The sequence below is a fragment of the Symbiobacterium sp. genome (genome assembly GCF_040797425.1).
Taxonomy (GTDB): domain Bacteria; phylum Bacillota; class Sulfobacillia; order Symbiobacteriales; family Symbiobacteriaceae; genus Symbiobacterium.
Genome location: NZ_JBFNEH010000007.1, coordinates 22974 through 43794, shown reverse-complemented (window position 1 = coordinate 43794; position 20821 = coordinate 22974). Strand labels below are relative to the sequence as shown.

The 20821-nt window shown below is 68.4% G+C and carries 20 protein-coding genes; 3 read left to right on the top strand and 17 right to left on the bottom strand.

What is annotated here, in order from left to right; all coding sequences use genetic code 11:
- Positions 1-17: 17 nt before the first annotated feature.
- From AB2385_RS03725 to AB2385_RS03690, 8 genes are all read right to left on the bottom strand, one after another.
- Positions 18-1292: an aminotransferase class I/II-fold pyridoxal phosphate-dependent enzyme gene (locus AB2385_RS03725; RefSeq protein ID WP_367653583.1), complete on the bottom strand. Its 1275-nt coding sequence runs from the start codon at positions 1290-1292 to the stop codon at positions 18-20.
- Between the two features lie 127 nt (positions 1293-1419).
- Complete coding sequence (locus AB2385_RS03720) at positions 1420-1617, bottom strand: sigmaY antisigma factor component (protein ID WP_367653582.1); 198 nt, start codon at positions 1615-1617, stop codon at positions 1420-1422.
- Positions 1610-1942 carry a DUF5345 family protein gene (locus AB2385_RS03715; RefSeq protein ID WP_367653581.1) on the bottom strand — a complete coding sequence of 111 codons (333 nt, stop codon included), beginning with the start codon at positions 1940-1942 and terminating at the stop codon, positions 1610-1612. Before AB2385_RS03715 ends, AB2385_RS03720 begins: the two co-directional genes overlap by 8 nt.
- Entirely contained in the window at positions 1932-2453 is a 522-nt protein-coding gene (gene sigY / locus AB2385_RS03710) for an RNA polymerase sigma factor SigY (RefSeq protein ID WP_367653580.1), read from the bottom strand. The genes AB2385_RS03715 and sigY overlap by 11 nt, the downstream gene beginning before the upstream one ends.
- A 38-nt stretch (positions 2454-2491) precedes the next feature.
- Positions 2492-3328: an ABC transporter permease gene (locus tag AB2385_RS03705; protein WP_367653579.1), complete on the bottom strand. Its 837-nt coding sequence runs from the start codon at positions 3326-3328 to the stop codon at positions 2492-2494.
- The gene (locus tag AB2385_RS03700) at positions 3321-4238 is read right to left on the bottom strand and encodes an ABC transporter ATP-binding protein (RefSeq protein WP_367653578.1); all 918 of its coding nucleotides are present in this window, start codon (positions 4236-4238) and stop codon (positions 3321-3323) included. The genes AB2385_RS03705 and AB2385_RS03700 overlap by 8 nt, the downstream gene beginning before the upstream one ends.
- Positions 4239-4393: 155 nt before the next feature.
- Positions 4394-5713, bottom strand: a complete 1320-nt coding sequence (locus AB2385_RS03695; RefSeq protein WP_367653577.1) for an anaerobic C4-dicarboxylate transporter family protein — start codon at positions 5711-5713, stop codon at positions 4394-4396.
- Positions 5714-6186: 473 nt separating this feature from the next.
- A complete protein-coding gene (locus AB2385_RS03690) occupies positions 6187-6651 on the bottom strand; it encodes a GreA/GreB family elongation factor (RefSeq protein ID WP_367653576.1) in 465 nt (154 codons plus the stop codon).
- A gap of 244 nt (positions 6652-6895) precedes the next feature.
- On the opposite strand from AB2385_RS03690, the gene AB2385_RS03685 reads away from it, so the two are divergent.
- On the top strand, positions 6896-7915 hold the full coding sequence (locus tag AB2385_RS03685) for an AAA family ATPase (RefSeq protein ID WP_367653575.1): 1020 nt from the start codon (positions 6896-6898) through the stop codon (positions 7913-7915).
- 36 nt (positions 7916-7951) lie between these two features.
- Here AB2385_RS03685 and hfq read toward each other — a convergent pair whose 3' ends face one another.
- From hfq to AB2385_RS03660, 5 genes are all read right to left on the bottom strand, one after another.
- Entirely contained in the window at positions 7952-8221 is a 270-nt protein-coding gene (hfq, locus tag AB2385_RS03680) for an RNA chaperone Hfq (RefSeq protein ID WP_367653574.1), read from the bottom strand.
- Positions 8218-9177, bottom strand: coding sequence for a tRNA (adenosine(37)-N6)-dimethylallyltransferase MiaA (gene miaA, locus AB2385_RS03675; protein ID WP_367653573.1), 960 nt, complete (start codon positions 9175-9177; stop codon positions 8218-8220). Before miaA ends, hfq begins: the two co-directional genes overlap by 4 nt.
- Complete coding sequence (gene mutL, locus AB2385_RS03670) at positions 9174-11189, bottom strand: DNA mismatch repair endonuclease MutL (RefSeq protein WP_367653572.1); 2016 nt, start codon at positions 11187-11189, stop codon at positions 9174-9176. Before mutL ends, miaA begins: the two co-directional genes overlap by 4 nt.
- Before the next feature lie 81 nt (positions 11190-11270).
- Complete coding sequence (locus tag AB2385_RS03665; RefSeq protein ID WP_367653571.1) at positions 11271-11756, bottom strand: hypothetical protein; 486 nt, start codon at positions 11754-11756, stop codon at positions 11271-11273.
- A 409-nt stretch (positions 11757-12165) separates the two neighbouring features.
- Complete coding sequence (locus tag AB2385_RS03660) at positions 12166-12618, bottom strand: Hsp20/alpha crystallin family protein (protein ID WP_367653570.1); 453 nt, start codon at positions 12616-12618, stop codon at positions 12166-12168.
- A 232-nt stretch (positions 12619-12850) separates the two neighbouring features.
- Between AB2385_RS03660 and AB2385_RS03655 the strand changes: the two genes are divergently transcribed.
- Entirely contained in the window at positions 12851-13342 is a 492-nt protein-coding gene (locus AB2385_RS03655; protein ID WP_367653569.1) for a DinB family protein, read from the top strand.
- A gap of 250 nt (positions 13343-13592) precedes the next feature.
- On the opposite strand, the gene mutS is transcribed toward AB2385_RS03655, so the two are convergent.
- From mutS to miaB, 3 genes are all read right to left on the bottom strand, one after another.
- Positions 13593-16196, bottom strand: coding sequence for a DNA mismatch repair protein MutS (gene mutS / locus AB2385_RS03650; protein ID WP_367653638.1), 2604 nt, complete (start codon positions 16194-16196; stop codon positions 13593-13595).
- A 430-nt stretch (positions 16197-16626) separates the two neighbouring features.
- Entirely contained in the window at positions 16627-17034 is a 408-nt protein-coding gene (locus AB2385_RS03645) for a YlbF family regulator (protein ID WP_367653568.1), read from the bottom strand.
- A gap of 24 nt (positions 17035-17058) precedes the next feature.
- A complete protein-coding gene (gene miaB, locus AB2385_RS03640; RefSeq protein ID WP_367653567.1) occupies positions 17059-18630 on the bottom strand; it encodes a tRNA (N6-isopentenyl adenosine(37)-C2)-methylthiotransferase MiaB in 1572 nt (523 codons plus the stop codon).
- 191 nt (positions 18631-18821) lie between these two features.
- Between miaB and msrA the strand changes: the two genes are divergently transcribed.
- Positions 18822-19781, top strand: a complete 960-nt coding sequence (gene msrA / locus AB2385_RS03635) for a peptide-methionine (S)-S-oxide reductase MsrA (RefSeq protein ID WP_367653566.1) — start codon at positions 18822-18824, stop codon at positions 19779-19781.
- On the opposite strand, the gene speB is transcribed toward msrA, so the two are convergent.
- Positions 19778-20764 (bottom strand): agmatinase, encoded by a 987-nt coding sequence (gene speB, locus AB2385_RS03630; RefSeq protein ID WP_367653565.1) that lies wholly within the window; start codon positions 20762-20764, stop codon positions 19778-19780. The genes msrA and speB overlap by 4 nt on opposite strands.
- Positions 20765-20821: the final 57 nt, after the last annotated feature.

The following is a 20821-nucleotide window of genomic DNA, read 5'->3' as shown; positions in this document are numbered from 1 at the left end:
CAAGGCGCACCAGGTGCCTACACCTTAAGGACGCCCGCGGCAGCCAGTTCGTTCGCAGCGCGCAGGGCCGCAAGCATCACGTGCTCGCGCGTCAGCCCGCCCTGGAAGTAGGCGACGTATGGCGGCCGCATCGGCCCGTCGGCGGAGAGTTCGATGGACGATCCCTGCACGAAGGTGCCGGCCGCCATGATCACCGGGTCGCTGTAGCCGGGCATGGCCCACGGCTCGGGCCGCACGTGGGCGTCCACCGGGCTGGCCTTCTGCACTGCCTGGCAGAAGGCCTCCAGCCCCTCGGGCGAGCCGAGCTCCACCGCCTGCACCAGGTCGGAACGGGGCTCGTCGAAGGCGGGCCGCACGGCAAAGCCCAGGTGGGCGAAGAAGGCTGCCGTGAACTGCGCGCCCCGCAGGGCCTCGCCCGTCACGTGCGGGGCGAGGAAGAGCCCCTGGAAGAGCAGCCGGTTGGCCCCCGCGTTGGCCCCGACCTCGGGGCCGATGCCCGGAGCGAATAGCTGCGCCGCGGCCCGCTCCACCAGGTCGGCCCGGCCCACGATGTAACCGCCGGTGGGGGCGATGCCGCCGCCGGGGTTCTTGATGAGCGAGCCACAGGTGAGGTCCGCTCCCACGTGGGGCGGCTCCTGCGCCTCGACGAACTCGCCATAGCAGTTGTCCACCAGTACCGTCACGTCCGGGTTGGCTTCCTTGGCCACGCGGATGATCGCCCCGATCTCGGCCACGGTGAGGGGCGCCCGGAGCGAGTAGCCCCGGGAGCGCTGGATCAGGAGGCAGCGTGCGTCGGGCCGTCGGACCGCCCGTGCGACCCCTTCCAGGTCCACGGTGAGGTCGGGCCTGAGGGGCACTTCCTCGTAGCGCACGCCCCACTCAGTGAGGCAGCCGGGGGCGCCGTGGATTACCTGCCGCAGGGTGTCGTAGGGGGCGCCCGCAGCGGCGATCAGCCGGTCGCCCGGCCGCAGGACGGCGAACAGGCCCGTGGCGATGGTGTGGGTGCCCGAGGCGAACTGGATGCGCACCAGTCCGGCCTCGGCGCCGAACGCCCGGGCGAAGACCTCGTCCAGCTTCTCCCGGCCGATGTCGTTATAGCCGTAACCCGTGGAGGCGGCGAAGTGGACCTCGGAGACGCCTGCTTCCTGGAAGGCGGACAGCACCCGGGCCTGGTTGCGCAGCACCAGGTCGTCCACCTGCGCCCACAGGGGCCGGACGCGCTCGAGGGCGGCGGAGGCCGCTGCCGCAATAGATGCCGGACAGTCGGGCAAGAGTTGCTCCCAAATGTTCAACTAACATACCCTCCAATATTCGTCATCACGACGCACCGAGCCTATTCTACCTTTTGTCTCCCGGCGCGAAAAGGGCAGCGCCCAGGAGAGGAGTATCCCCCCGGGCCGACCGCCCCAGAACGGCGCCCTACCGCCGCTTCGGCCGAACCACCAGCAGCCAGTAGACCAGGCTCGACATCGGGAAGTGGACCAGACCCAGCAGGCCCCAGAACCAGGCTCGCGCCCCCCGCCGGCGGCTGTCCAGGAAGAGGCAGACCCCCTGGGTGCCCAGAAGGAGGGCGATCAGCACCCAGGCCCACCAGCGAAGCTGTGCGGCCTCATTCATGACGGGTCCTCCTCCCATCCGCCTGCCACAGCGCAGCCCCGGCCGCCAGCGCCACGGCCATCGCTCCCTGGGCTGCGAGGTAGTAGAGCGGGAACCGCGCCAGCGCCCACAGCCCGGCGGCGACGATCAGCGCCGCCGCAGCCAGGAAGCGCAGGAGGTCCCGCTGCAGCGCCTGCCGCTGGGCCCGCTGCACGTCGCCGACCAGCAGCAGGAGCGCACCCAGCTCGGGCGGGCTCTCCCGGTCCACCGGCCCGGCGAGGCCGTCGAGGCTCTCTCGCAGCGCCCTCTCCCACGCCTCCTCCGCCTGATTGCCGTCATGCCCCATCCTGCTCCAGCCCCTTTCGCAAGGCTCGCACGGCGTTGAAGATGCGCGACTTCACCGTGCCCACCGGGATGTCCATCCACTCGGCAATCTCCTCGTAGGTGTAGCCGTAGTAGTGCTTCAGCACCACGCAGAGCGCAACCTCCCGGGGCAGGGCCTGCAGTGCGGCCACGACGCTCTGCACCTCGGGCGCCGGCTCCTGCCGCCCGTGCAGACCCTCCTCCGCCGCCCGCTCCGTCAGCCTTCGCTCCCGCTTCTGCCGCCTGAGCCAGTCCAGGTACTGGCGGGTGGCGATGCTGCAAAGCCATGTGCTGAACGCGGCGCGCCCCTGGAACTGGCCGATGCGCTCGATCGCCCGGATCATGGTCTCCTGGGTGAGGTCCTCGGCGAGGTTGCGGTCAAAGGTGATGGTGACGAGGTACTTCTTCACCGGCAGGTAGTGCTGCTGCAGCAGGCGGGCGAGGGCGACCTGGTCGCCGCGCTGCGCCTGCCGGATGAGCTCGGGGTCGTCCATGGGCCATCACCTGCCGGTCTGGGGAAGTTGAGCCGTCTTCAGCGGACCTGGCTCTCGAAGAGCTGGTTCCGGTTCAGGTGGCGGAGCACCTGCCAGAGCAGCACGAGGTCGACGGCGGCCACCACCAGTCCCACCAGGGTCACCACCAAGCCGCTCATCACGAGCACGCCGGTCGCCTGCCCCACCACCAGGAGCAACACGGGCAGCACCACCATGCCGCCCATCTGGTAGGCGGCCTGGAAGGTGGCCACCCGCGCGCTCACAAACACGTTGATCAGGACGGCCATCAGGGCCACGGCGGGGCTCACCAGGAGCATCAGCGGCAGCCAGTTGAGCTGCGGAAAGAAGATCCGGTGGAAGAGCGGCCACGCGGCCACGTTGAGCGCCAGGGCGCAGAGGCCGAAGGTGCCCAGCGACAGCGCCATCGCCGGCCCGAACGCCGCCAGCACCTTGCCTGCGAACAGCGACAGCACGTCCACCGGGGCGAAGAGCAGCGCCTCCAGCGTGCCCCGCTCCTTCTCCCCGGCGAAGGAGTCGGCGGAGATGACCGAGGCGGCCATCAGCGGGATCATCAGGAAGAACGGGGCCAGCATGTAGTTGGCCGTGAGGTAGATCAGCTTCTGGTCCAGCCCGGTGAGGGATGTGAGCACGGCCCCCAGCTCGCCGGCCGGGAGCTTCTCCGCCCACTGCAGCATGGTCGCCGCGTCCCCAGGCGATAGCTTGTCCACCCCGAAGCGGAAGGCCAGGACCAGCCCCAGGGGGAGGCCAATCCCCAAGAGCAGCGGCACGATCAGCATCGGCAGCCACACCTGCAGGTTGGCGGTGATGGCGCGGACATCCTTCCGGGCGATGGCGACCACAGCCCTCCTATTCATGCGCCGTACCCTCCCTGATCTTGAAGTAGAGCGCCTCCAGGTCGCGGTGCACCGGCACCGCACTGTAGACGGCCGCTTCCTGGGCGAGGCGGCGCAGCAGGAGCGGCACGTCGCCCCGACCGGGCAGGGTGAAGGCGATGCGCCCCGGCCCGACCTGCCGCGCCGGGATGCCGTGGTAGTGACTCTCCCCGAGCGTGAGGTCCGTCTCCACCTCGAGGGTGACGGTGGGGAAGTACCGGGCCTCCAGCTCGGCGAGGGTGCCGTGCTCCACCACCCTGCCCCCCTGGAGGAACAAGTAGCGGTGGCAGACCTGCTCCAGCTGGCTGAGCAGGTGGGAGCAGATCATCACGGTGGTACCTTCCCGCGCGTTCAGCTCCCGGATGTAGCCGAGGACCATCCGGATGCCCTCCGGGTCGAGGCCGTTGGTGGGCTCGTCCAGGAAGAGCACCCGGGGCCGGTGCAGCAGTGCCCTGGCAAGCCCCAGGCGCTTCCTCATGCCCGTGGAGTAGGTGCCCACCCTGTGGTCGCCCGCATCCGCCAGGCCGAACTGCTCCAACAGGGCGTCGACCCGCCCGGGTTCACCCACCCCGTACAGGTCGGCGAAGAACTGCAGGTTCTGCCGGCCGGTGAGGTTCGGATAAAGCCCCGCCGACTCGGTGAGCACCCCGGCCATGCGGCGCACCGCCTCGCCGTCGCACCGCGGGTCGTAACCGCCCACGGAGATGATGCCGGCATCGGGGTTGATCACGCCGGTGAGCAGGCGCACGGTGGTCGTCTTGCCCGAGCCGTTGGGGCCGATGAAGCCCACAATCTCGCCCTGGCCGACGGCCAGGCTGAGGTCGGTAAGCACCCGCCGCCCGCCGAAGGCCTTTGCAACATGCTGCATTTCGAGGAAAGGTCCTCTGTTCATCTGCATCACCTGCCGGTCCGACGCCTGCGGGGGGCGAAAAGTTCACTGGCAGAAGGGAAAACGTGCATCAGGGCTGCCGCACTCCGGAAAGCTCAGGTTGCGGAACACAGAACCGGCCCCTCCCATGGCGGGAAGGGCCGGCAACGTGCACCGTGCTAGAAGACGATGGCCTGCATGATGAAGCCAAAGACCACACTGAGCACCATGGCGATCAGACCGGGGATCATGAAGCTGTGGTTCAGCACGTACTTGCCGATGCGGGTGGTGCCCGTGGAGTCGAAGTTGATGGCGGCGATGATCGGGCCGTAGTTCGGCAGGAAGAAGTAGCCGTTCACGGCGGGGAACATGGCCGCCAGGAAGGGCACCGGGATACCCAGGGCGAGGCCCAGCGGCATGATCGCCCGGGTGGTCGCGGCCTGGGAGTTGACCAGCACCGAGAAGAAGAACAGCACGACGGCCAGGAGCCACGGGGCGGACTGGACGACGGTGCCCAGCTGCTCGGTGATCACGGCCTGATTGCCGTTGAACCAGGTGTCGCCGGCCCAGGCGATGCCGAAGATGCAGATCAGGGCGTTGGCGCCGGCCTGGAAGACCGAACCCTTCACGATCTGGCCGGGATCGCACTTGCAGACCCACAGGATGACCGTGGCGGCCACCAGCATCACGATACAGATGGCGTGCCACATCTGCAGGGACGAGCCGCTGGCGAAGGTCGGCCGCAGCGACGGGACGGCGCCCAGAACGACGATCAGTACGGCGGCGACCAGGAAGATGATAACCGAAGGAATGGCGCCGGGCTCGGGCTTGTACGCCTTGAGCTCCTCGAGGGACTTCGGCCGAACCGGCGGAATCAGGCCCTCCTTGACACGCCGCTGGTACTCGGGATCGTCCTCCAGCTCCTTGCCCATGAAGTTACAGATGAAAGCCGTAATCATGCAGGCGAGGAAGGTGGACGGGGCGGTGATCAGCATCAGCTTGGGCAGCGTCATGCCCATGCTCTCGGTCAGACCCAGCATGGCCACCATGGCCGCCGAGATCGGGCCGCCGGTGATCGCGAACTGCGAGGCGATAACCGAGATCGAGAGCGGACGCTCCGGGCGGATCTTGGTTTCACGGGCCACCTCAGCGATAACCGGCAGCACGGAGTAGGCCACGTGGCCGGTACCGGCGAAGAACGTGAACGTGTAGGTCACGATGGGGCCGAGGAACGTGATGTACTTCGGGTTGCTCCGCAGGAGCCGTTCGGCCAGCTTGACCAGGTAGTCCAGGCCGCCTGCCGCCTGCATGGCGGCCGCGGCGCAGACGACTGCCAGGATCATGAGCATGACGTCGATCGGGGGCGAAGTCGGTTCCAGCTTGAAAACGAAGACGAGTACAGCGAGGCCGACGCCGCTGGCCAGGCCGATGCCGGCGCTGCCAAGGCGGACACCCAGGAACAGGAAGACTAGTACGACGAGTAGTTGAACCCAAACCAAGAAGAAGTGCACCTCCCTGCAGAAGTTCTGGTTCGAGCATACTTGAGTGAATCACATAGTCGCCATCCGCCTTGGGTGCCCGCTTCTGAAAGCACCGAATAGCTTACAGCGTTTAGTCCCTTCGGCCAGGATGGAGACAAGCCGGGGCGCCGAAGTGAGGGGCTCTTCCTCTCGAAAGGCAGAGTTGCGCCTCACCTGCGGCTGGCCGAACCGAAACAATAGCGGCGCCGCGGTCGATGCGGCGCCCGTTTTGCAGGGGTGCGCGGTCCTGCACCGTCTTGGCACTCGGCTGCCGGCCATAGCCAGGGACTACGACCAAGGCGCCCGGCCCGAATCGCCCGATGGACCACACCACCGGCACCAAGCCACCAGCAGATGGGCAAACCGTGGCCTGACAGGCCCCTTGGCACCTTCGGGTTTCCCTGCCGCCGCCGACAGGCGCGCAAAAGGCGGGGGCTGACCCCGCCGCCTCCTCAGATGTCGATCGGCTCCGTACCCACGGCCGCAACGCGGTAGCTGAACTGCCCGCCGGGGGCATCGATCACGACCCGCTCGTTCACACGCTTCATCAGCAGCGCGAGCCCGAGCGGTGAGAGACAGGAGATGTAGCCCTTGGCCGGATCCCCTTCAGCGGGCCCCACCACCACGTACACGGCCTCGGTGCCGTCGCTCTCGTCCACCAGCGTGACCGGGATGTCCATCAGCACGACGTCCAGCCCGCCCTCGGCCTGCTGCTCCTCGAGCCGGTCGAGCAGCTGCGTGGCCGCCTCGACGTAGCGGCGCAGGAGCGGTCGGACGCTGTATGCTTTGCCGGCGCTACCCGGGCTGGAGAAGTACTCCTCCATCTCGGTGTTGAGGAGTTCGTCCAGCACGCGCAGGCGGCTGGCCACCCGCGCGCGAATTCGCTCTGCTTCCGAAGGTGGCCTGGCGCGAACCACGATCTCACAACCTTTCCCGCGAGAATTGAACGCCCTCCCCGGCGCAGGCACGCACGCGTAACCACTCCGCCCTGGGAACGGAGTGGCAACCTATCCTGCCAATAGTATACCACACCCCCCGGCCTTTGTATTGGCTAGGACCAAGCTTCTAGTTCTCGCCTCTCGCTCCACTTTTCGGAATCGCCGCTGCCCCGCATGATGATCGCCGCGCGGGCTGCGTATGCTTGCCAAGAGGGGGAGAGCGATGGCCAGATGGAGACGGCCGCAGCGCTACGCGGAAATCAGCGGATGGCTGCGGGCGGGCGAGATCACCCCCGCCGACGCCCTGCAGATGGCGATGGAGCTCAGGCGGCAGCGCGCGGGCGCGGCTGCGGAGGCCAAAGCCAGGGCGGAGAGCGAAGAGGAGCGGCGGCGCCGGGTGCAGGCGGTGGTGGCCGAGTTGGAGGGGCTGGTGGGCCTCGGCCAGGTGAAGCAGCTGGTCCGGGAACTCCAGGCCTACGTGACGATCCAGCTCAAGCGGGCTCGCGCCGGTCTGGCCAGCGAGCCCACCAGCCTGCACATGATCTTCACCGGCAACCCGGGCACGGGCAAGACCACGGTGGCGCGGCTCCTCGGCCGGCTGTTCAAGGAGATGGGCGTTCTGCCCAAGGGGCACCTGGTCGAGGTGGAGCGGGCCGACCTGGTGGGAGAGTACATCGGCCATACGGCGCAGCGGACCCGGGACGTGGTGCGGCGGGCGCTGGGTGGCGTGCTCTTCATCGACGAGGCGTACAGTCTGGCCCGGGGCGGCGAGCGCGACTTCGGAAAAGAGGCCATCGACCACCTCGTGCGGGCCATGGAGGAACACAGGGGCGAACTGATCCTCATCCTGGCCGGCTACCCCGAAGAGATGGCCTGGTTTCTGCGCCAGAACCCGGGTCTGCGCTCCCGCTTCGCGCTGATGCTCCACTTCCCCGACTACACGCCGGAGGAGCTCCTGGCCATCGCCGACCTGATGCTGCGCCGCCGCGACTACCAGCTCGCCCCCGACGCCCGTGCTGCGCTGCGCCAGATCCTGCGCGGGGGCGGGTGGCTGACGGCGGGCGAGCAGGGCAACGCCCGGGCAGTGCGCAACCTGACGGAGCGGGCCATCCGCTGTCAGGCGCTGCGACTGGTGCAGAAGCCCGACCCCACCCGCGACGAGTTGATGACCATCACCCGCGCAGATCTGGAGGAGGCCGTCGCCGGGATGGTGGCCCAGGCGCGGGCGGGCCTGCGCCTCTAGGAAAACCAGAGGGGGTCGCCCCGAGGGCGGCCCCGCTCAGTCGCTTTCCGGTTCCTGCGCCGCACCGCCGGCCATCAGCTGTGCGATGGTCACCGGCAGCGGGCGCACCGGCTGAATCGTGGACAGCGCGTGCTTGTAGACCAGTTGAACCTTTCCCTCGAACTCCACCGCCACCGTGAAGTTGTCGAAGCCGCGGATGTACCCCTTCAACTGGTACCCGTTCACCAGGAACACCGTAACCGGGATGTTCTCCTTGCGCACCAGGTTGAGGAAGCTGTCCTGGAGGTTACCCTGCACCTTGCTCACTGAATCCGCCCCTTCCTCTCTCTACAGGGCCACTTCACCTTCACCAGTCTGACGATCTCTTCAAACGCCCGGTCGCGGGCCTCGGGGGTCGTCACGTCCAGCCAGATCAGGCGGCGCTCCCGCCGGAACCAGGTGAACTGGCGCTTGGCAAAGCGGCGGGTGTTCCGCTTGATCAGCGCCACCGCCTCCGGCCAGGTCAGGAGCCCGCGCAGGTAGAGCACGAGCTCCCGGTATCCCAGGGCCGACATTGGCTTCAGGTGCGGCGGGTAGCGCGTCAGGAGGCGCCGGACCTCCTCCACCCAGCCGGCGGCAAGCATCGCGTCGACCCGCTGGTCGATCCGGGCGTAAAGCTGTTGCCGGTTCATCGTCAGCCCGACCATGAGGTCGTCGTACCGGGGCTCTGACTGCGCCGCGGTCTGCGTGGCCGAGATGGGCACGCCCGTCAGGTAGTAGACCTCCAGCGCCCGCACAATACGGAAGATGTCGTGGGGATGGAGCCTGGCGGCCGAGACGGGGTCCACCTCGGCGAGCCGGGCGTGCAGATAGCCGGGCCCTCGCTCGGCCTCCTCCCGACGCAGCCGGGCGCGCAGCTCCGGGTCGGGGTCGAGTTCGGTGAAGGTGTAGTCCTCCACCACCGCCCGCACATACAGCCCGGTGCCGCCTACCAGCATCGGCAGGTGGCCGCGGTCGTAGATCTCCCGCACCAGGCGGTCGACCCGGGCCTGAAACTCAGCCACCGAGAAGTCCTCGTCGGGATTCTTGATGTCGATCAGGTGGTGGGGAATGCCGCCCATCTCCTCGGGCCGGATCTTCGCCGTGCCCACGTCCATGCCCCGGTAGACCTGCATCGAGTCGCCGGAGATAATCTCCGCCCCCACCGCCCGGGCCACCCGCACCGAGAGTTCGGTCTTGCCCACCGCGGTGGGGCCCACCAACACCAGAAGTGGCAGTTTCACCGCTTGAACCTCTTCTCCAGTTCCGCCACCGGGACGCAGATGATCGTCGGCCGCCCGTGGGGGCAGGTGGCCGGCGACTCGCAGGCTGCCAGGTCGCTGAGCAGCGCAGCCACGTCCTCGGGCTGAAGTGCGTCGCGCGCCTTGATGGCCGCCTTGCAGGCCGCCATGGCGGCCACGACCCGCCGGCGCCGTTCCGTGACGGGCGTGCCGGGGGCCACCCGCTCCTCCTGCAGGCGGTCCAGGAAGTCGGAGACGAGTCGGGCGACGTGGTCCGGCCCCAGCCCCGCGGGCACGCTCTGGATGAGCAGCGTGTTGCCGCCGAAAGGCTCGGCCTGGAAGCCGCTCTCGGCGAAGATGGCGGCGTTCTCCAACCACATGGCCATCTGGGCCGGCGTCAGGTCCAGGGTGATGGGGAAAAGCAGCGGCTGCGAGGCCGGCGTCTCCTCCTCCGCCGCCCGGTAGAGCCGCTCAAAGAAGATGCGCTCGTGTGCGGCGTGCTGATCGATCAGGTAGAGTCCCTCGGGCCCGTCGCAGGCGATGTACGTCCGGTGGACCTGCCCAAGGGGCCGGAGGGCCCGGATCAGGCCGGCCGGGTCGGTGGGATGCGGCACCAGATCGGTGGGCGGCAGCTCCGCCTGCGCCACCCCGGCCGCCGCGCCGGTCTCCTCCGCCGCCCGCCCCGCCAGGAACGCCTGCAGCCCGCCGGCGGGCAGCTGTCCCAGCGGCTCGACCGGCCTGGGGTCAGCGTGCCTCGGGGCAGCCGACGCCCGCCCCTCTGTCGCCCCCGTTCCTCCCGACGATGCAGGAGACGCCCCATAGGGCATGGCGGCCTCCCTGGTGCTAGTCTGCACGCCGGGCTGCCCGGCAGATACCTGCCAGGGCGGGGGGGCGGCCCGGCCTCCCCCCTCTCCGGGGCGGTGGGCGCCAGGGGGCAGCCACCCTCGCTGCAGGGCGGCCTTCTCCCCCGCCCGGTCGGGCACCCGCACCTCGCCGTCGGGCGTCACCTCGGTGCCGGGAATCAGGAGCGCCGCACCGAGGCCCTCGCGCGCGGCCCGGTACACCGCCGCCCGCACCTCCCGGTCGCGCTGGAAGCGCACCTCCGCCTTGGTGGGGTGCACGTTCACGTCCACCTCCCGGGGCTCTACCTCGATGAAGAGGATGCACACCGGGTAGCGGTTGTTTGGCAGCAGGTGGGCGTAGGCCTCCTCCAGGGCGTAGCGGGCGCCGATGGTGCGCACGGCGCGCCGGTTGACGAAGAAATACTGGTGGTTCCGTCCGGCCCGCGCAATGGTCGGCCGCCCGACGTAGCCCCAGACTCGGGCGGCGTCGTCCTGGTACTCGACCGGGATCAGCTCCCTGGCGATTTGGCGCCCCAGCAGGGTGGTGATGGCGGCCATCAGGTCGCCCGTGCCGGGGGTGGCGAACACCTGGGCGGCGCCGCTGTGAAAGCGGAAGGCCACGTCGGGGTTGGCGAGGGCCAGCCGCGTGAGCATGTCGCCGATCTGGCTCATCTCGGTGGCGTTGGCTTTCAGGTACTTGAGCCGCGCCGGCACGTTGTAGAACAGGTTCTGCACCGTCACCCGCGTGCCGGGGGGACAGCCGCACTCTCCCTCTGCGACGACGCGGCCGCCCTCGACGAGGATGCGGTACCCGGCCAGCTGGTCGTGGGGCCGGGTGATCAGTTCGAGGTGGGCCACGGCCGCGATGGAGGGCAGCGCCTCACCGCGGAAGCCCATGGTGGTGATGGCTGCGAGGTCGTCTGCGCTCCGGATCTTGGAAGTGGCGTGCCGCTGCAGGGCCAGCCGGGCGTCTTCGGGCAGCATGCCCGTGCCGTCGTCGGTGACCCGCACCAGGTCCCGCCCGCCGCCGCTCACCTCGACCACGATCCGCCTGGCGCCGGCGTCCAGGGAGTTCTCGACCAACTCCTTGACCACGCTGGCCGGCCGCTCGACCACCTCGCCGGCGGCGATCTGGTTGGCGGTGCGCTCGTCGAGCAGGTGGATCTTTGCCATCGGGTCACCTCCCTCCCGGGCCTGGCCGTCCCGGTCACAGTTCGGCGGCGCCCTCCACGCCGGAGGCCGCCGCCGCTGGGCTTACTTCTTCTTCTTCGGTTCCTTGGGCTTGCCGTACAGCTTCTCCGTCTCGGCCTGAATCTGCTCCTGCAGCCGCTGGACCCTCTTCATCTTCTCCATGATGGCCTTCTGGCGGAAACCGCCGACAGCGGCCATCTGGTACATCGCCAGCGAATCCTTGGCGGCCGCGAGCGAAAGCTCATGGAGCGTCTTGGCCCGCGGTGGAACCTTGAGCTTGTTCATGTCGGCGATGAGCGCCTCGTAGGTGGAGATGATCTCCCTGAGCGGTTTGCGCAGGAGCACCGGGTTCATGTTGGGGTTCTGGCCGAGGGCCTGAGCCTGCTGCGCTTTCTCCTGCAGCTTGTGCTTATCGTAGAGCCGTTTGAGATCCAGTGCATACTTGCGAACCTTGAACCAGGGTGTCTGCCAGAGAATGGCGTAGCCAAGTGCGAGTGCGGCCAGGACGATGAGAAGCCATTGCCACCAGGTAAACACGCGATAGTTCACTCCTCCAGGGGATCTCCCCACCCAGACATTGTGGCATGTCTCGCCTTCCGAGGCAAGCGTTTCCGCCGACCGATTTTCCCAGGCGTGCGCCTTCACGGCGGACTGGGCGGCAGGGGGCAGACCCGCGGGTGGGAGCCGCTCTCGCAGGTGCGCCGGCGCGTTCTGGGCGTGCTGCCGCGGTACGTGGACCGGGAGCACGTAATCGTCGTCTGCCACCGCACCGTGGTGGCGGCGGTCGCCGGTCGCTCTGTGGCCTGGCGTACCCGTTCCCGCCCCGGCGCACGTGAAGGCCAGGCAGCTTTTCCCCCGGGGCCGGAAGACCTCCTCCGAACCCGGGTCGGTGCGCCGAATCTGTCCGTCCCCAAAACGCGCAAGGGCCGGGGCCCGCACCTGCCCCGGTCTTCTCATCTCAGTGCGGCGTTTCGATGTTGAGGCGGCGCCCGTCCCGGCCCGCGTCGGGATTGCGTTTCGGCGCCCGGATTTCCAGCAGGCCGTGCCGGAAGGTGGCCCGCGCCTGATCGCTGTCCACGGGCACCGGGAAGCTGACGGTGCGGCTGAAACTGCCGTAGAAGCGTTCTGAGCGGAACGTTCCGCCCTGCCGCTCTACCTCCTCGGCCCTCCGCTGGCCCCGGATGGTCACCCCCTGGTCGGTGACTCTCACCTCCACGTCCTCGGGATCGATGCCGGCCAGTTCACAGCGCACCACCACGTCGCCGCCCTGCTCCACCACTTCGACGGGGAACGCGTTCACCGCACTGCCGAAGGTCATCGCCGTGCCGAACGCGGGGTCGGCGAAGAACCGGTCCAGTGGGGTGCGTATGCGCTCCCACTCACGCAGGGGATTCCACGGAATGAGATCCACGTGATGCCCTCCTCCACAGCTTGGTCTTCGGCGCCGCCGCACCGCGGGCGACGCCCGCCAAGAGGTCAGTATGTCCCGGGGCTGGCATGCTGATGCCGTGGTACAGCGGGGGCCGCGTGCAGGGCCAGACTCCGGCCCTGAGCGCTTTGTGGCAGTGGTTTCCTGGCCCATCGCAGGATACTGCTAACGTGTGCAGAATATTCTTTCCCATCGTCCGAAGGAGGTTGAGACCATGATTCCCGAGGCTCACGCCTGTGCCGAGCAGCTCGCCTTTACGCTCCGGGCCGTGAAGAACGCCATCCGGGGGCTCAGCCCCGAGCAGCTGGCCTTCGTTCCACCGGGACTGGCCAACAGCATCGCCACCCTGGCGGTGCACATGGCGGCCGTCGAGGTGTACGTCGGAGAAGTCATGGCAGGCCGCCGGGCACCTGACGGCCTGCGCAGCGCAGTCCTCCTGCACCGCTACACGCCCGAGCCGGGACAACCGCTCGCCGCGGCAGACCCGGGCGAGACCGTCGACTCGCTGTCGGAGAAGCTCGACCGCGCGCGGGCCTTCCTCCTGGGAGTACTGGGCGGGCTGACTCCAGATGACCTGGAGCGCAGCGTGACCGCAGCGGCGCGCCCCACCCGTGTCAGCTTCTTCATGGGGATGCTGCCCTTCCACATGGCCTCCCACCACGGGCAGATCATGATCATCAAGCGGTTCCTGCAGCCGGTCGCGTAGTCCAGCACTCCCCGGCGGCCGCAGGGGGGAGCCCGTTGCGGCATCTACCACTCGGGCGGATGCGGCCTGCGCGTGGTGGCCTTCCGGGAACGCTGCTCCTGGGGGGCCAGGCGTTCCCGGTGGGCTTCGTCCGCGAACTGGGCCACGCACCGGCCTGCTGGTGTACACCAGAGCGCTTCTGCGCCCGCGGCGCAACGCCGACGCATGATGAGAAGCCCCCCGGGCTGCCTCCGGGGGGCTTCCGCCGTCACTACCGGCTCTCCTTCGCCTTGGCCTGCAGCTGGTAGAGCGTGTTCAGCGCCTCGATGGGCGTGAGCGCCATCACGTTCAGCGACAGGAGCTCCTCCACGACCGGGTCCTTCTTCGGCTCGAAGAACATGAGCTGCACCGGCGGCTGACGCCGGAGCTTCTGTGCAGCCTGCTCCCGCCGCTTCTTCCGCTCGCCCTCCTGCTGCTCTAGCGTGGCCAGAATCTCCCGGGCCCGCTCCACCACCGAGGAGGGCAACCCGGCCAGGCGGCCCACCTGGATGCCGTAGGAGCGGTCCGCCCCGCCCCGCACCAGCTTCCGGAGGAAGATGATCTCCTCCCCCTTCTCCATCACGGCGACGGAGTAGTTCTTCACCCCCGGCAGCATGCCCTCGAGTTCGCACAGTTCGTGGTAGTGCGTGGCGAAGAGCGTGCGGCAGCCGATGTTCTGATGGATGTACTCGGTGATTGCCCAGGCAATGGAGAGCCCGTCAAAGGTGGCCGTGCCCCGGCCCACCTCGTCCAGCACCACCAGGGATCGCTCCGTGGCGGCATGCAGGATGTTGGCCACCTCCGTCATCTCCACCATGAAGGTGGACTGGCCGGTGGCCAGGTCGTCGGACGCCCCGACGCGGGTGAAGACCCGGTCCACCAGGCCGATGTGCGCCGACTCCGCCGGCACGAAGGAGCCCGCCTGGGCCAGGATCACCGCCAGGGCCGCCTGGCGCATCACGGTGGACTTGCCGCCCATGTTGGGCCCGGTGATGAGCAGGAGGCGGTTCTCGCTGGTGTCGAGGTAGAGGTCGTTGGGGACGAAAGAGCCCTCCGGCATCACCCGCTCCAGCACCGGGTGGCGGGAGTTCTTCAGCTCCAGCACGGTGGAGCTGTCCATGAGCGGCCGGCAGTAGCCGTAGAGGCTGGCCACCTCGGCGAAGGAGGCCAGGACGTCCAGCTCCGCCACCGCACGCGCCGACTGCTGGATGCGGCTCACCTCCGCCGCGACCTGCTGCCGGATCTCCACGAACAGCTCGTACTCCAGCTCCATGAGCCGCTCGTCGGCGTGGAGCACCTTCTCCTCCAGTTCCTTCAGCTCGGGGGTGATGAACCGCTCCTCGTTGGCCAGCGTCTGCTTGCGGATGTAGTCGGCAGGCACCATCGCCAGGTTGGCGCGCGTCACCGACAGGTAGTAGCCGAAGACCTTGTTGTAACCGATCTTCAGCGACTTGATGCCCGTCCGCTCCCGTTCCTTCGCCTCCATCTGGGCGATCCAGGCCTTGCCGTCGCGGGCAATGCGGCGCAGCTCGTCCACCTCGGGGTGGTAGCCGTCCTTCAGGATGCCGCCCTCCGTGAGCGCCACGGGCGGGTCGTCGGCGATGGCCTGCTCGATCAGGTCGCGCACGTCGTCCAGCATGTCCAGCTGGTCGCGCAGCTGCACCAGACGCGGCGCGGTGACGTCCTCCAGGATCACGCGGATGGAGGGCAGCGCCACCAGCGACGCCTTGAGCGCCACCAAGTCCCGGGCCGACGCGGTGCCCAGCGCCACGCGCCCGGCCAGCCGCTCCAGGTCGTGCACCTCCTGCAGCATGGCCCTGAGGTCGGCCCGCATCACCGGCAGGTTCACCAGTTCGGCCACCGCCGCATGGCGCGCCTGGATCTGGGCCAGGTCCCGAAGCGGCCGCTCAATCCAGCTTTTCAGCATGCGCGCCCCCATGGCGGTGACGGTCTTGTCCACCACCCACAGGAGGGTGTTGCGGCGCCCCCCGTCCCGCAGCGACCGGGTGAGCTCCAGGTTCCGGCGGGTGGCCGGGTCGAGCACCATATAGTCGCCGGGGTAGTAGACGTTGAGCCCGCTGATGTGGACCAGGCTCGATCTGTGCATCTCCTCCACGTAGGCGAGGGCGGCGCCGGCCGCGCAGGTGGCCAGCTCCAGGTGCTCGCAGCCGAACCCCACCAGGTTCACGGTGCCGAAGTGCTGGGTGAGCTGGCGGTAGGCGGCCTGATGGAGGAAGTGGCGCTTGTCATACGGCGAGATGGCGATCCCTGACGCCTTCAGCGGCCCCGTCACGGTCGGTTCCTCGGCCAGGTCGGGTTCCAGGATGACCTCCCGCGGCTCCAGCCGGCCGATCTCCTCCAGCAGCTGCCGCAGGCTGTCGGCGCCGTTCAGCTGCGCCGCGGCGAACTCGCCGGTGGACAGGTCCACCACGGCCAGACCGAAGCCGGCCTTGGACCAGGCGATGGCGGCCAGGAAGTTGTTGGCCTTCTCGGGCAACAGGCGCGGCTCCACCAGTGTACCGGGGGTGACTACCCGTGTGACGTCACGCTTCACGAGCCCCCGGGCCTTCTTGGGGTCCTCCAGCTGATCGCAGATGGCCACCTTGTAGCCCTTCTCGATCAGGCGGGCGATGTAGCCCTCGGCCGCGTGGTAGGGGATGCCGGCCATGGGCACCCGGCCCAGTTCCTTGCCCGCGTCGCGCCCGGTGAGCACCAGGTCCAGTTCCCGGGCCGCCACCTCCGCATCGTCCATGAAGGTTTCGTAGAAGTCGCCCAGCCGGTAGAACAGGATGCAGTCCGGGTACTGCTCCTTGATCCGCAGGTACTGGGCGAACATGGGTGTTGCCTGCGCTGCGTCCACTTTGCCGCAAATCCTCCTCGTCCGCACAGGTTGACCCTCTGGGTCGCACGGTGACTCCGGCAAGTGTTCGGCAGGAGGGTCCTCCGTACCTGCTGATTGAAGTCAGGGGCTGTCCCAAAGTCACCCAGATGACTCCCGGGAGAGCCCGCACGGAGCGTAGCTCCCACCAGCCGTACAGCGGCCGTCTCCAGCCGGTTCAGGCTCCCAAACGGTCACCCTCAAGACCTGCCCCACGTGTCGGCGGGCCCACCCCGCCCGTCGGGAATACTAAGTTCCAGCAGTTCCCCTCCCAGGGGTACAGCTGCTCTCTGACAGTCGGTGCCCTCCAGACCCGCACACCAGGGCTCTCAACGACACCCGCCCCCTGGCCGTTGGCAGCCACTGGCCAGGGGGCGGACCATATCCACTATGCGCCGCAGCCGCAGCCGCCGCCCGAGCCGCAGGAGCCGCCCCGGCCCCGGGGCGCCTTCGTTCCTGTGATCGGATACGTGACCACGGCGTTGATGCGATCCAGGAAGGCGTCCAGGGCCACCCGGGCGTTCCAGTAGGCCTGGATCGTCGGGTGGGCGTTGAACCGCTCCTCCACCTTCAGAAACGCCTCCACGAGCCGCTGCTGCTCCTCCGGCGGCTTGCCCCGCGAGAGCTTCACCGCGCGCTTCGCCGCCTCATACTCCCGGATGAGCGTCACGGCCTCGGGGTCGGCCAGCACGGCGTCCTCGGTCCGCCGGTACTCCTGCACCTCCGGTGATTCGGCGATGGCCTCAGACAGTTCCCGCGCGAGCAGCCACACATTCTTGCGTGTCGTCACCGACACGGTGTATCCCTCCACATTTCCACGCTAGGCCAGGACGATCGGGCTCTCCACCCGCTCGCCTTCCAGCGTCCACGTGCCCGCCGCGGTGATCCGCACCGGCACGATCTGCCCCCTGAGCGACGCGTCACCGGGGAAGGTGACCAGGATGTTGCCCCGGGTGCGCCCGAAGACCACATCGGGCTTGCCCTTGTCGAGCCCCTCCACGAGAACGTCGTACACCTTGCCGATCCGCGCCTCGTTCTTCGCCCGGCCGACGCGGTTCTGCACCTCCATCAGCCGCTGCAGGCGCTCCTTCTTCTCGGCCACGCTGAGCCGGTCTTCCATCTTCGCGGCGGGCGTGCCGGCCCGCTCGGAGTACATGAACATGAAGGCGGCGTCGAACTGAACCTCCTCCACGAGGCTGAGGGTCTCCCGGAACTCCTCCTCCGTCTCGCCCGGGAAGCCCACGATGATGTCGGTGGTGATCACGGCCTCGGGAATCAGTTCCCGCACCCACTGGATGAGCCTCAGGTACTGCTTCCGGTTGTACGACCGCTTCATCCGGCGCAGCACCGAGTCGGAGCCCGACTGCACCGGCAGGTGGAACCACTCGCAGACCTTCTCGGCCCGGGCAATCTGCTCCACCATCTTGCGGGTGAAGTCCTTGGGGTGGTTGGTGGTGAAGCGGATGCGCTCGATGCCGGGGCTGTTCCGGTCGATGAGCTCGATCAGGTCGCCGAAGTCGAAGGCGCCCTCGCCGTGACGGCCGTAGAGGTCCTTGCCGTAAGCGTTCACGTTCTGGCCGAGGAGGGTGATCTCCTTGTACCCCTGCCGCGCCAGTTCCTGCACCTCGGCCAGGATTACCTCACGGGGCCGGCTGCGCTCCTTGCCCCGGGTGGTGGGCACAATGCAGTAGGTGCAGTGCTTGTCGCACCCGTACATGATGGTGACCCAGGCCTTCAGGTCCCCCTCCCGCGCCACAGGCAGGGCGTCGGGGAAATCGTCACCCATCGACTCCCACACGTCCACCACGGTCTCCCGCTCGTTGCGGGCCCGCTCCACCAGCTCGGGCAGCCGGTGGATGTTGTGCGTGCCGAAGATGAGGTCGAGGTGCGGGAACTTGCGGAGCATGCGCTCCACCTCGCCCTCCACCTGGGGCACGCAGCCGCACACGCCGATGATCAGGTCGGGGTTGGTGTACTTCAGGGGCTTGAGCTGGCCGATGCGGCCAAAGGCGTGCTCCACCGCCGACTCGCGCACGGCGCAGGTGTTGAAGAGCAGCAGGTCGGCGTCCTCGGGCCCCTGGGCCTTCACGTAGCCCATCTGGGCGAGGATGCCGTACATGATCTCCGTATCATGCTCGTTCATCTGGCAGCCGTAGGTCTCGATGTGCACCCGCGGCTCGGGCTTGCCGTGAATGCGCCGCCCGGCCTCGGGGTCGATCTGCATCCGGCCCACGTGGCCCGGCTCCAGGTGGTCGAAGCCGCCCGAGGTCAGGTCTTCCGCGGCGCCGGACGGGGCCAGCGGCAGCTCCTCCAGGGTGCCTTCCTTCATCATCTGCTCGACCCGCTCCAACATCGCGTTGGGGTCGTCTACCCTATGGTCCTTCAGCGTCATGTATGGTCTCCCCCTTTGGGGCGGTGATCGACAAAATGTGCATCTAGTGTAGTGTACCACAAGTCGCCCCTGCCCAAAAGAGAGTCCCCGGGTCCTGGGAACACCAAGAGGCCCGGCGGTGGTCGCCGGGCGGAGGCAGTACCCCGAGCCCTGATGGGGGCGTCGAGAAATGTGCAAGGAGGGTATTCCACATGGCAGAGCATCGACTCGAACTCGCCACCTTTGCCGGGGGCTGCTTCTGGTGCATGGTGAGCCCCTTCGAGGAGCAGCCCGGCATCCACAAGGTGGTCTCCGGCTACACCGGCGGCCACAAGGAGAACCCCACCTACGAGGAAGTCTGCTCAGGCACCACCGGCCACTTCGAGGCCGTGCAGATCACCTTCGACCCCGCGGTCTTCCCCTACGAGCGGCTGCTGGAGATCTTCTGGCGCCAGATCGACCCCACCGACCCCGGCGGGCAGTTCCACGACCGGGGCCCCCAGTACCGGACGGCCATCTTCTACCACAACGAGGAGCAGCGGCGCCTCGCCGAGGCGTCGAAGGCCGCCCTGGAGCAGAGCGGCCGCTTTGACAAGCCCATCGCAACGCTCATCCTGCCCGCCGGCCCCTTCTACCCGGCCGAGGAGTACCACCAGGACTTCCACCGCAAAAACCCCGTGCACTACCAGCGGTACCGCATCGCCTCGGGGCGAGACGCCTTCATCCGCAGGCACTGGCGCGACCAGAGGCGCGACGCCGAGCTGCGCCGCCAGTTGACGCCGCTGCAGTACGAGGTCACGCAGAACAGCGCCACCGAGCCGCCCTTCACCGGGGAGTACTGGGACCACTTCGAGGAGGGCATCTACGTCGACGTGGTCTCGGGCGAGCCGCTCTTCAGCTCGAAGGACAAGTTCGACGCCGGCTGCGGCTGGCCCAGCTTCACACGGCCCCTGGTGCCCGAGAACATCGTGGAGCTGCCCGACCTCAGCCACGGCATGGTCCGCACCGAGGTCCGCAGCAAGCACGGGGACTCGCACCTGGGCCACGTCTTCCCCGACGGCCCGGCGCCCACCGGGCTGCGCTACTGCATCAACTCGGCGGCTCTCCGGTTCATCCCGAAAGAAGACCTTGAGAAGGAGGGCTACGGCGAGTTTCGCAAGCTCTTCGACTAGCGGAAGGCAGGGGCCGGCTCGGGGACCGCGGGCACCGGCCAGGCCTCGCCCCGCGCCCGCAGGTTCAGGGCGACGTGGGACGCGAACTCGTAGACCAGCATGGCGGCGAGCAAGGCCGTGACCTGGACCGGGTCGTAGCTGGGAAGCACCTCCACCACGTCGAAGCCGACGTAGTTCAGGCCGGTAAGGCTGCGAACCATTTCAAGAGTCTCATACGACGTGAAGCCGCCCACCTCCGGCGTGCCCGTGCCGGGAGCGAAGGCAGGGTCGACGAAGTCGATGTCGAACGAGAGGTAGCAGGGGCGATCGCCAATCCGCTCCTTCACCTGGGCCACCACCGCGGCGACGCCCCGCTGGCGCAGCTCGCGCATCGTGATCAGGTTGTAGCCGAGGTCGAGGCTGGCCGCCAGATCGCCGGGGTGGTTCAGGCTGCCCCGGATGCCGATCTGAAATACCCGGGACGGTTCCACCAGGCCTTCTTCCGCCGCCCGGATGAAGGGCGAGCCGTGCCAGTACTTCTCGCCGTAGTACGTGTCCCAGGTGTCGGTGTGGCTGTCCAAGTGGATCACGGCCAGCCGCCCGTGCGCCTTGGCGGCGGCGCGGAGCGCGGCCAGGGTGACGGAGTGGTCACCCCCGAGGCCGATGGGCACCATCCCCTGCCGCAGCACGTCCGCCACCGCCGCCTCGATGATCTGATAGCTGCGCTGGATCGAGTGCGGAATGACGGAAAGGTCGCCGATGTCGATGGCGTGGGTCTCCTCGAAAGGGTAGAGCCCCTGCACCGGGTTATACGGGAAGAGCAGCATCGAGGCCTGCCGGATCGCCTGCGGGCCGAACCGGGCGCCGACCCGGAAGGACGCGGCCGTATCGAAAGGCATGCCGAGGATGGCCAGGCGGGCGCCGTCCCGCTTCGAGGGCAGGCGCATGAAGCTGCCCGTGGTGCAGAACTCGGGCTTCACGTCGGGCGAAAGCGGGTATTGCACGGAGATCGACTCCTCTTGCAGGCTTGGGGCGCCGGTGCGCCTCAAGCCTAATCTGCC

What these genes read in the sequence shown, in the direction of transcription:
- AB2385_RS03720 (WP_367653582.1), bottom strand. Translation starts at nt 1,617, where the DNA reads ATGAATGAGGCCGCACAGCTTCGCTGGTGGGCCTGGGTGCTGATCGCC.
- AB2385_RS03715 (WP_367653581.1), bottom strand. Translation starts at nt 1,942, where the DNA reads ATGGGGCATGACGGCAATCAGGCGGAGGAGGCGTGGGAGAGGGCGCTG.
- sigY (WP_367653580.1), bottom strand. Translation starts at nt 2,453, where the DNA reads ATGGACGACCCCGAGCTCATCCGGCAGGCGCAGCGCGGCGACCAGGTC.
- AB2385_RS03705 (WP_367653579.1), bottom strand. Translation starts at nt 3,328, where the DNA reads ATGAATAGGAGGGCTGTGGTCGCCATCGCCCGGAAGGATGTCCGCGCC.
- AB2385_RS03700 (WP_367653578.1), bottom strand. Translation starts at nt 4,238, where the DNA reads ATGAACAGAGGACCTTTCCTCGAAATGCAGCATGTTGCAAAGGCCTTC.
- AB2385_RS03685 (WP_367653575.1), top strand. Translation starts at nt 6,896, where the DNA reads ATGGCCAGATGGAGACGGCCGCAGCGCTACGCGGAAATCAGCGGATGG.
- mutL (WP_367653572.1), bottom strand. Translation starts at nt 11,189, where the DNA reads ATGGCAAAGATCCACCTGCTCGACGAGCGCACCGCCAACCAGATCGCC.
- AB2385_RS03655 (WP_367653569.1), top strand. Translation starts at nt 12,851, where the DNA reads ATGATTCCCGAGGCTCACGCCTGTGCCGAGCAGCTCGCCTTTACGCTC.
- mutS (WP_367653638.1), bottom strand. Translation starts at nt 16,196, where the DNA reads ATGTTCGCCCAGTACCTGCGGATCAAGGAGCAGTACCCGGACTGCATC.
- miaB (WP_367653567.1), bottom strand. Translation starts at nt 18,630, where the DNA reads ATGACGCTGAAGGACCATAGGGTAGACGACCCCAACGCGATGTTGGAG.
- msrA (WP_367653566.1), top strand. Translation starts at nt 18,822, where the DNA reads ATGGCAGAGCATCGACTCGAACTCGCCACCTTTGCCGGGGGCTGCTTC.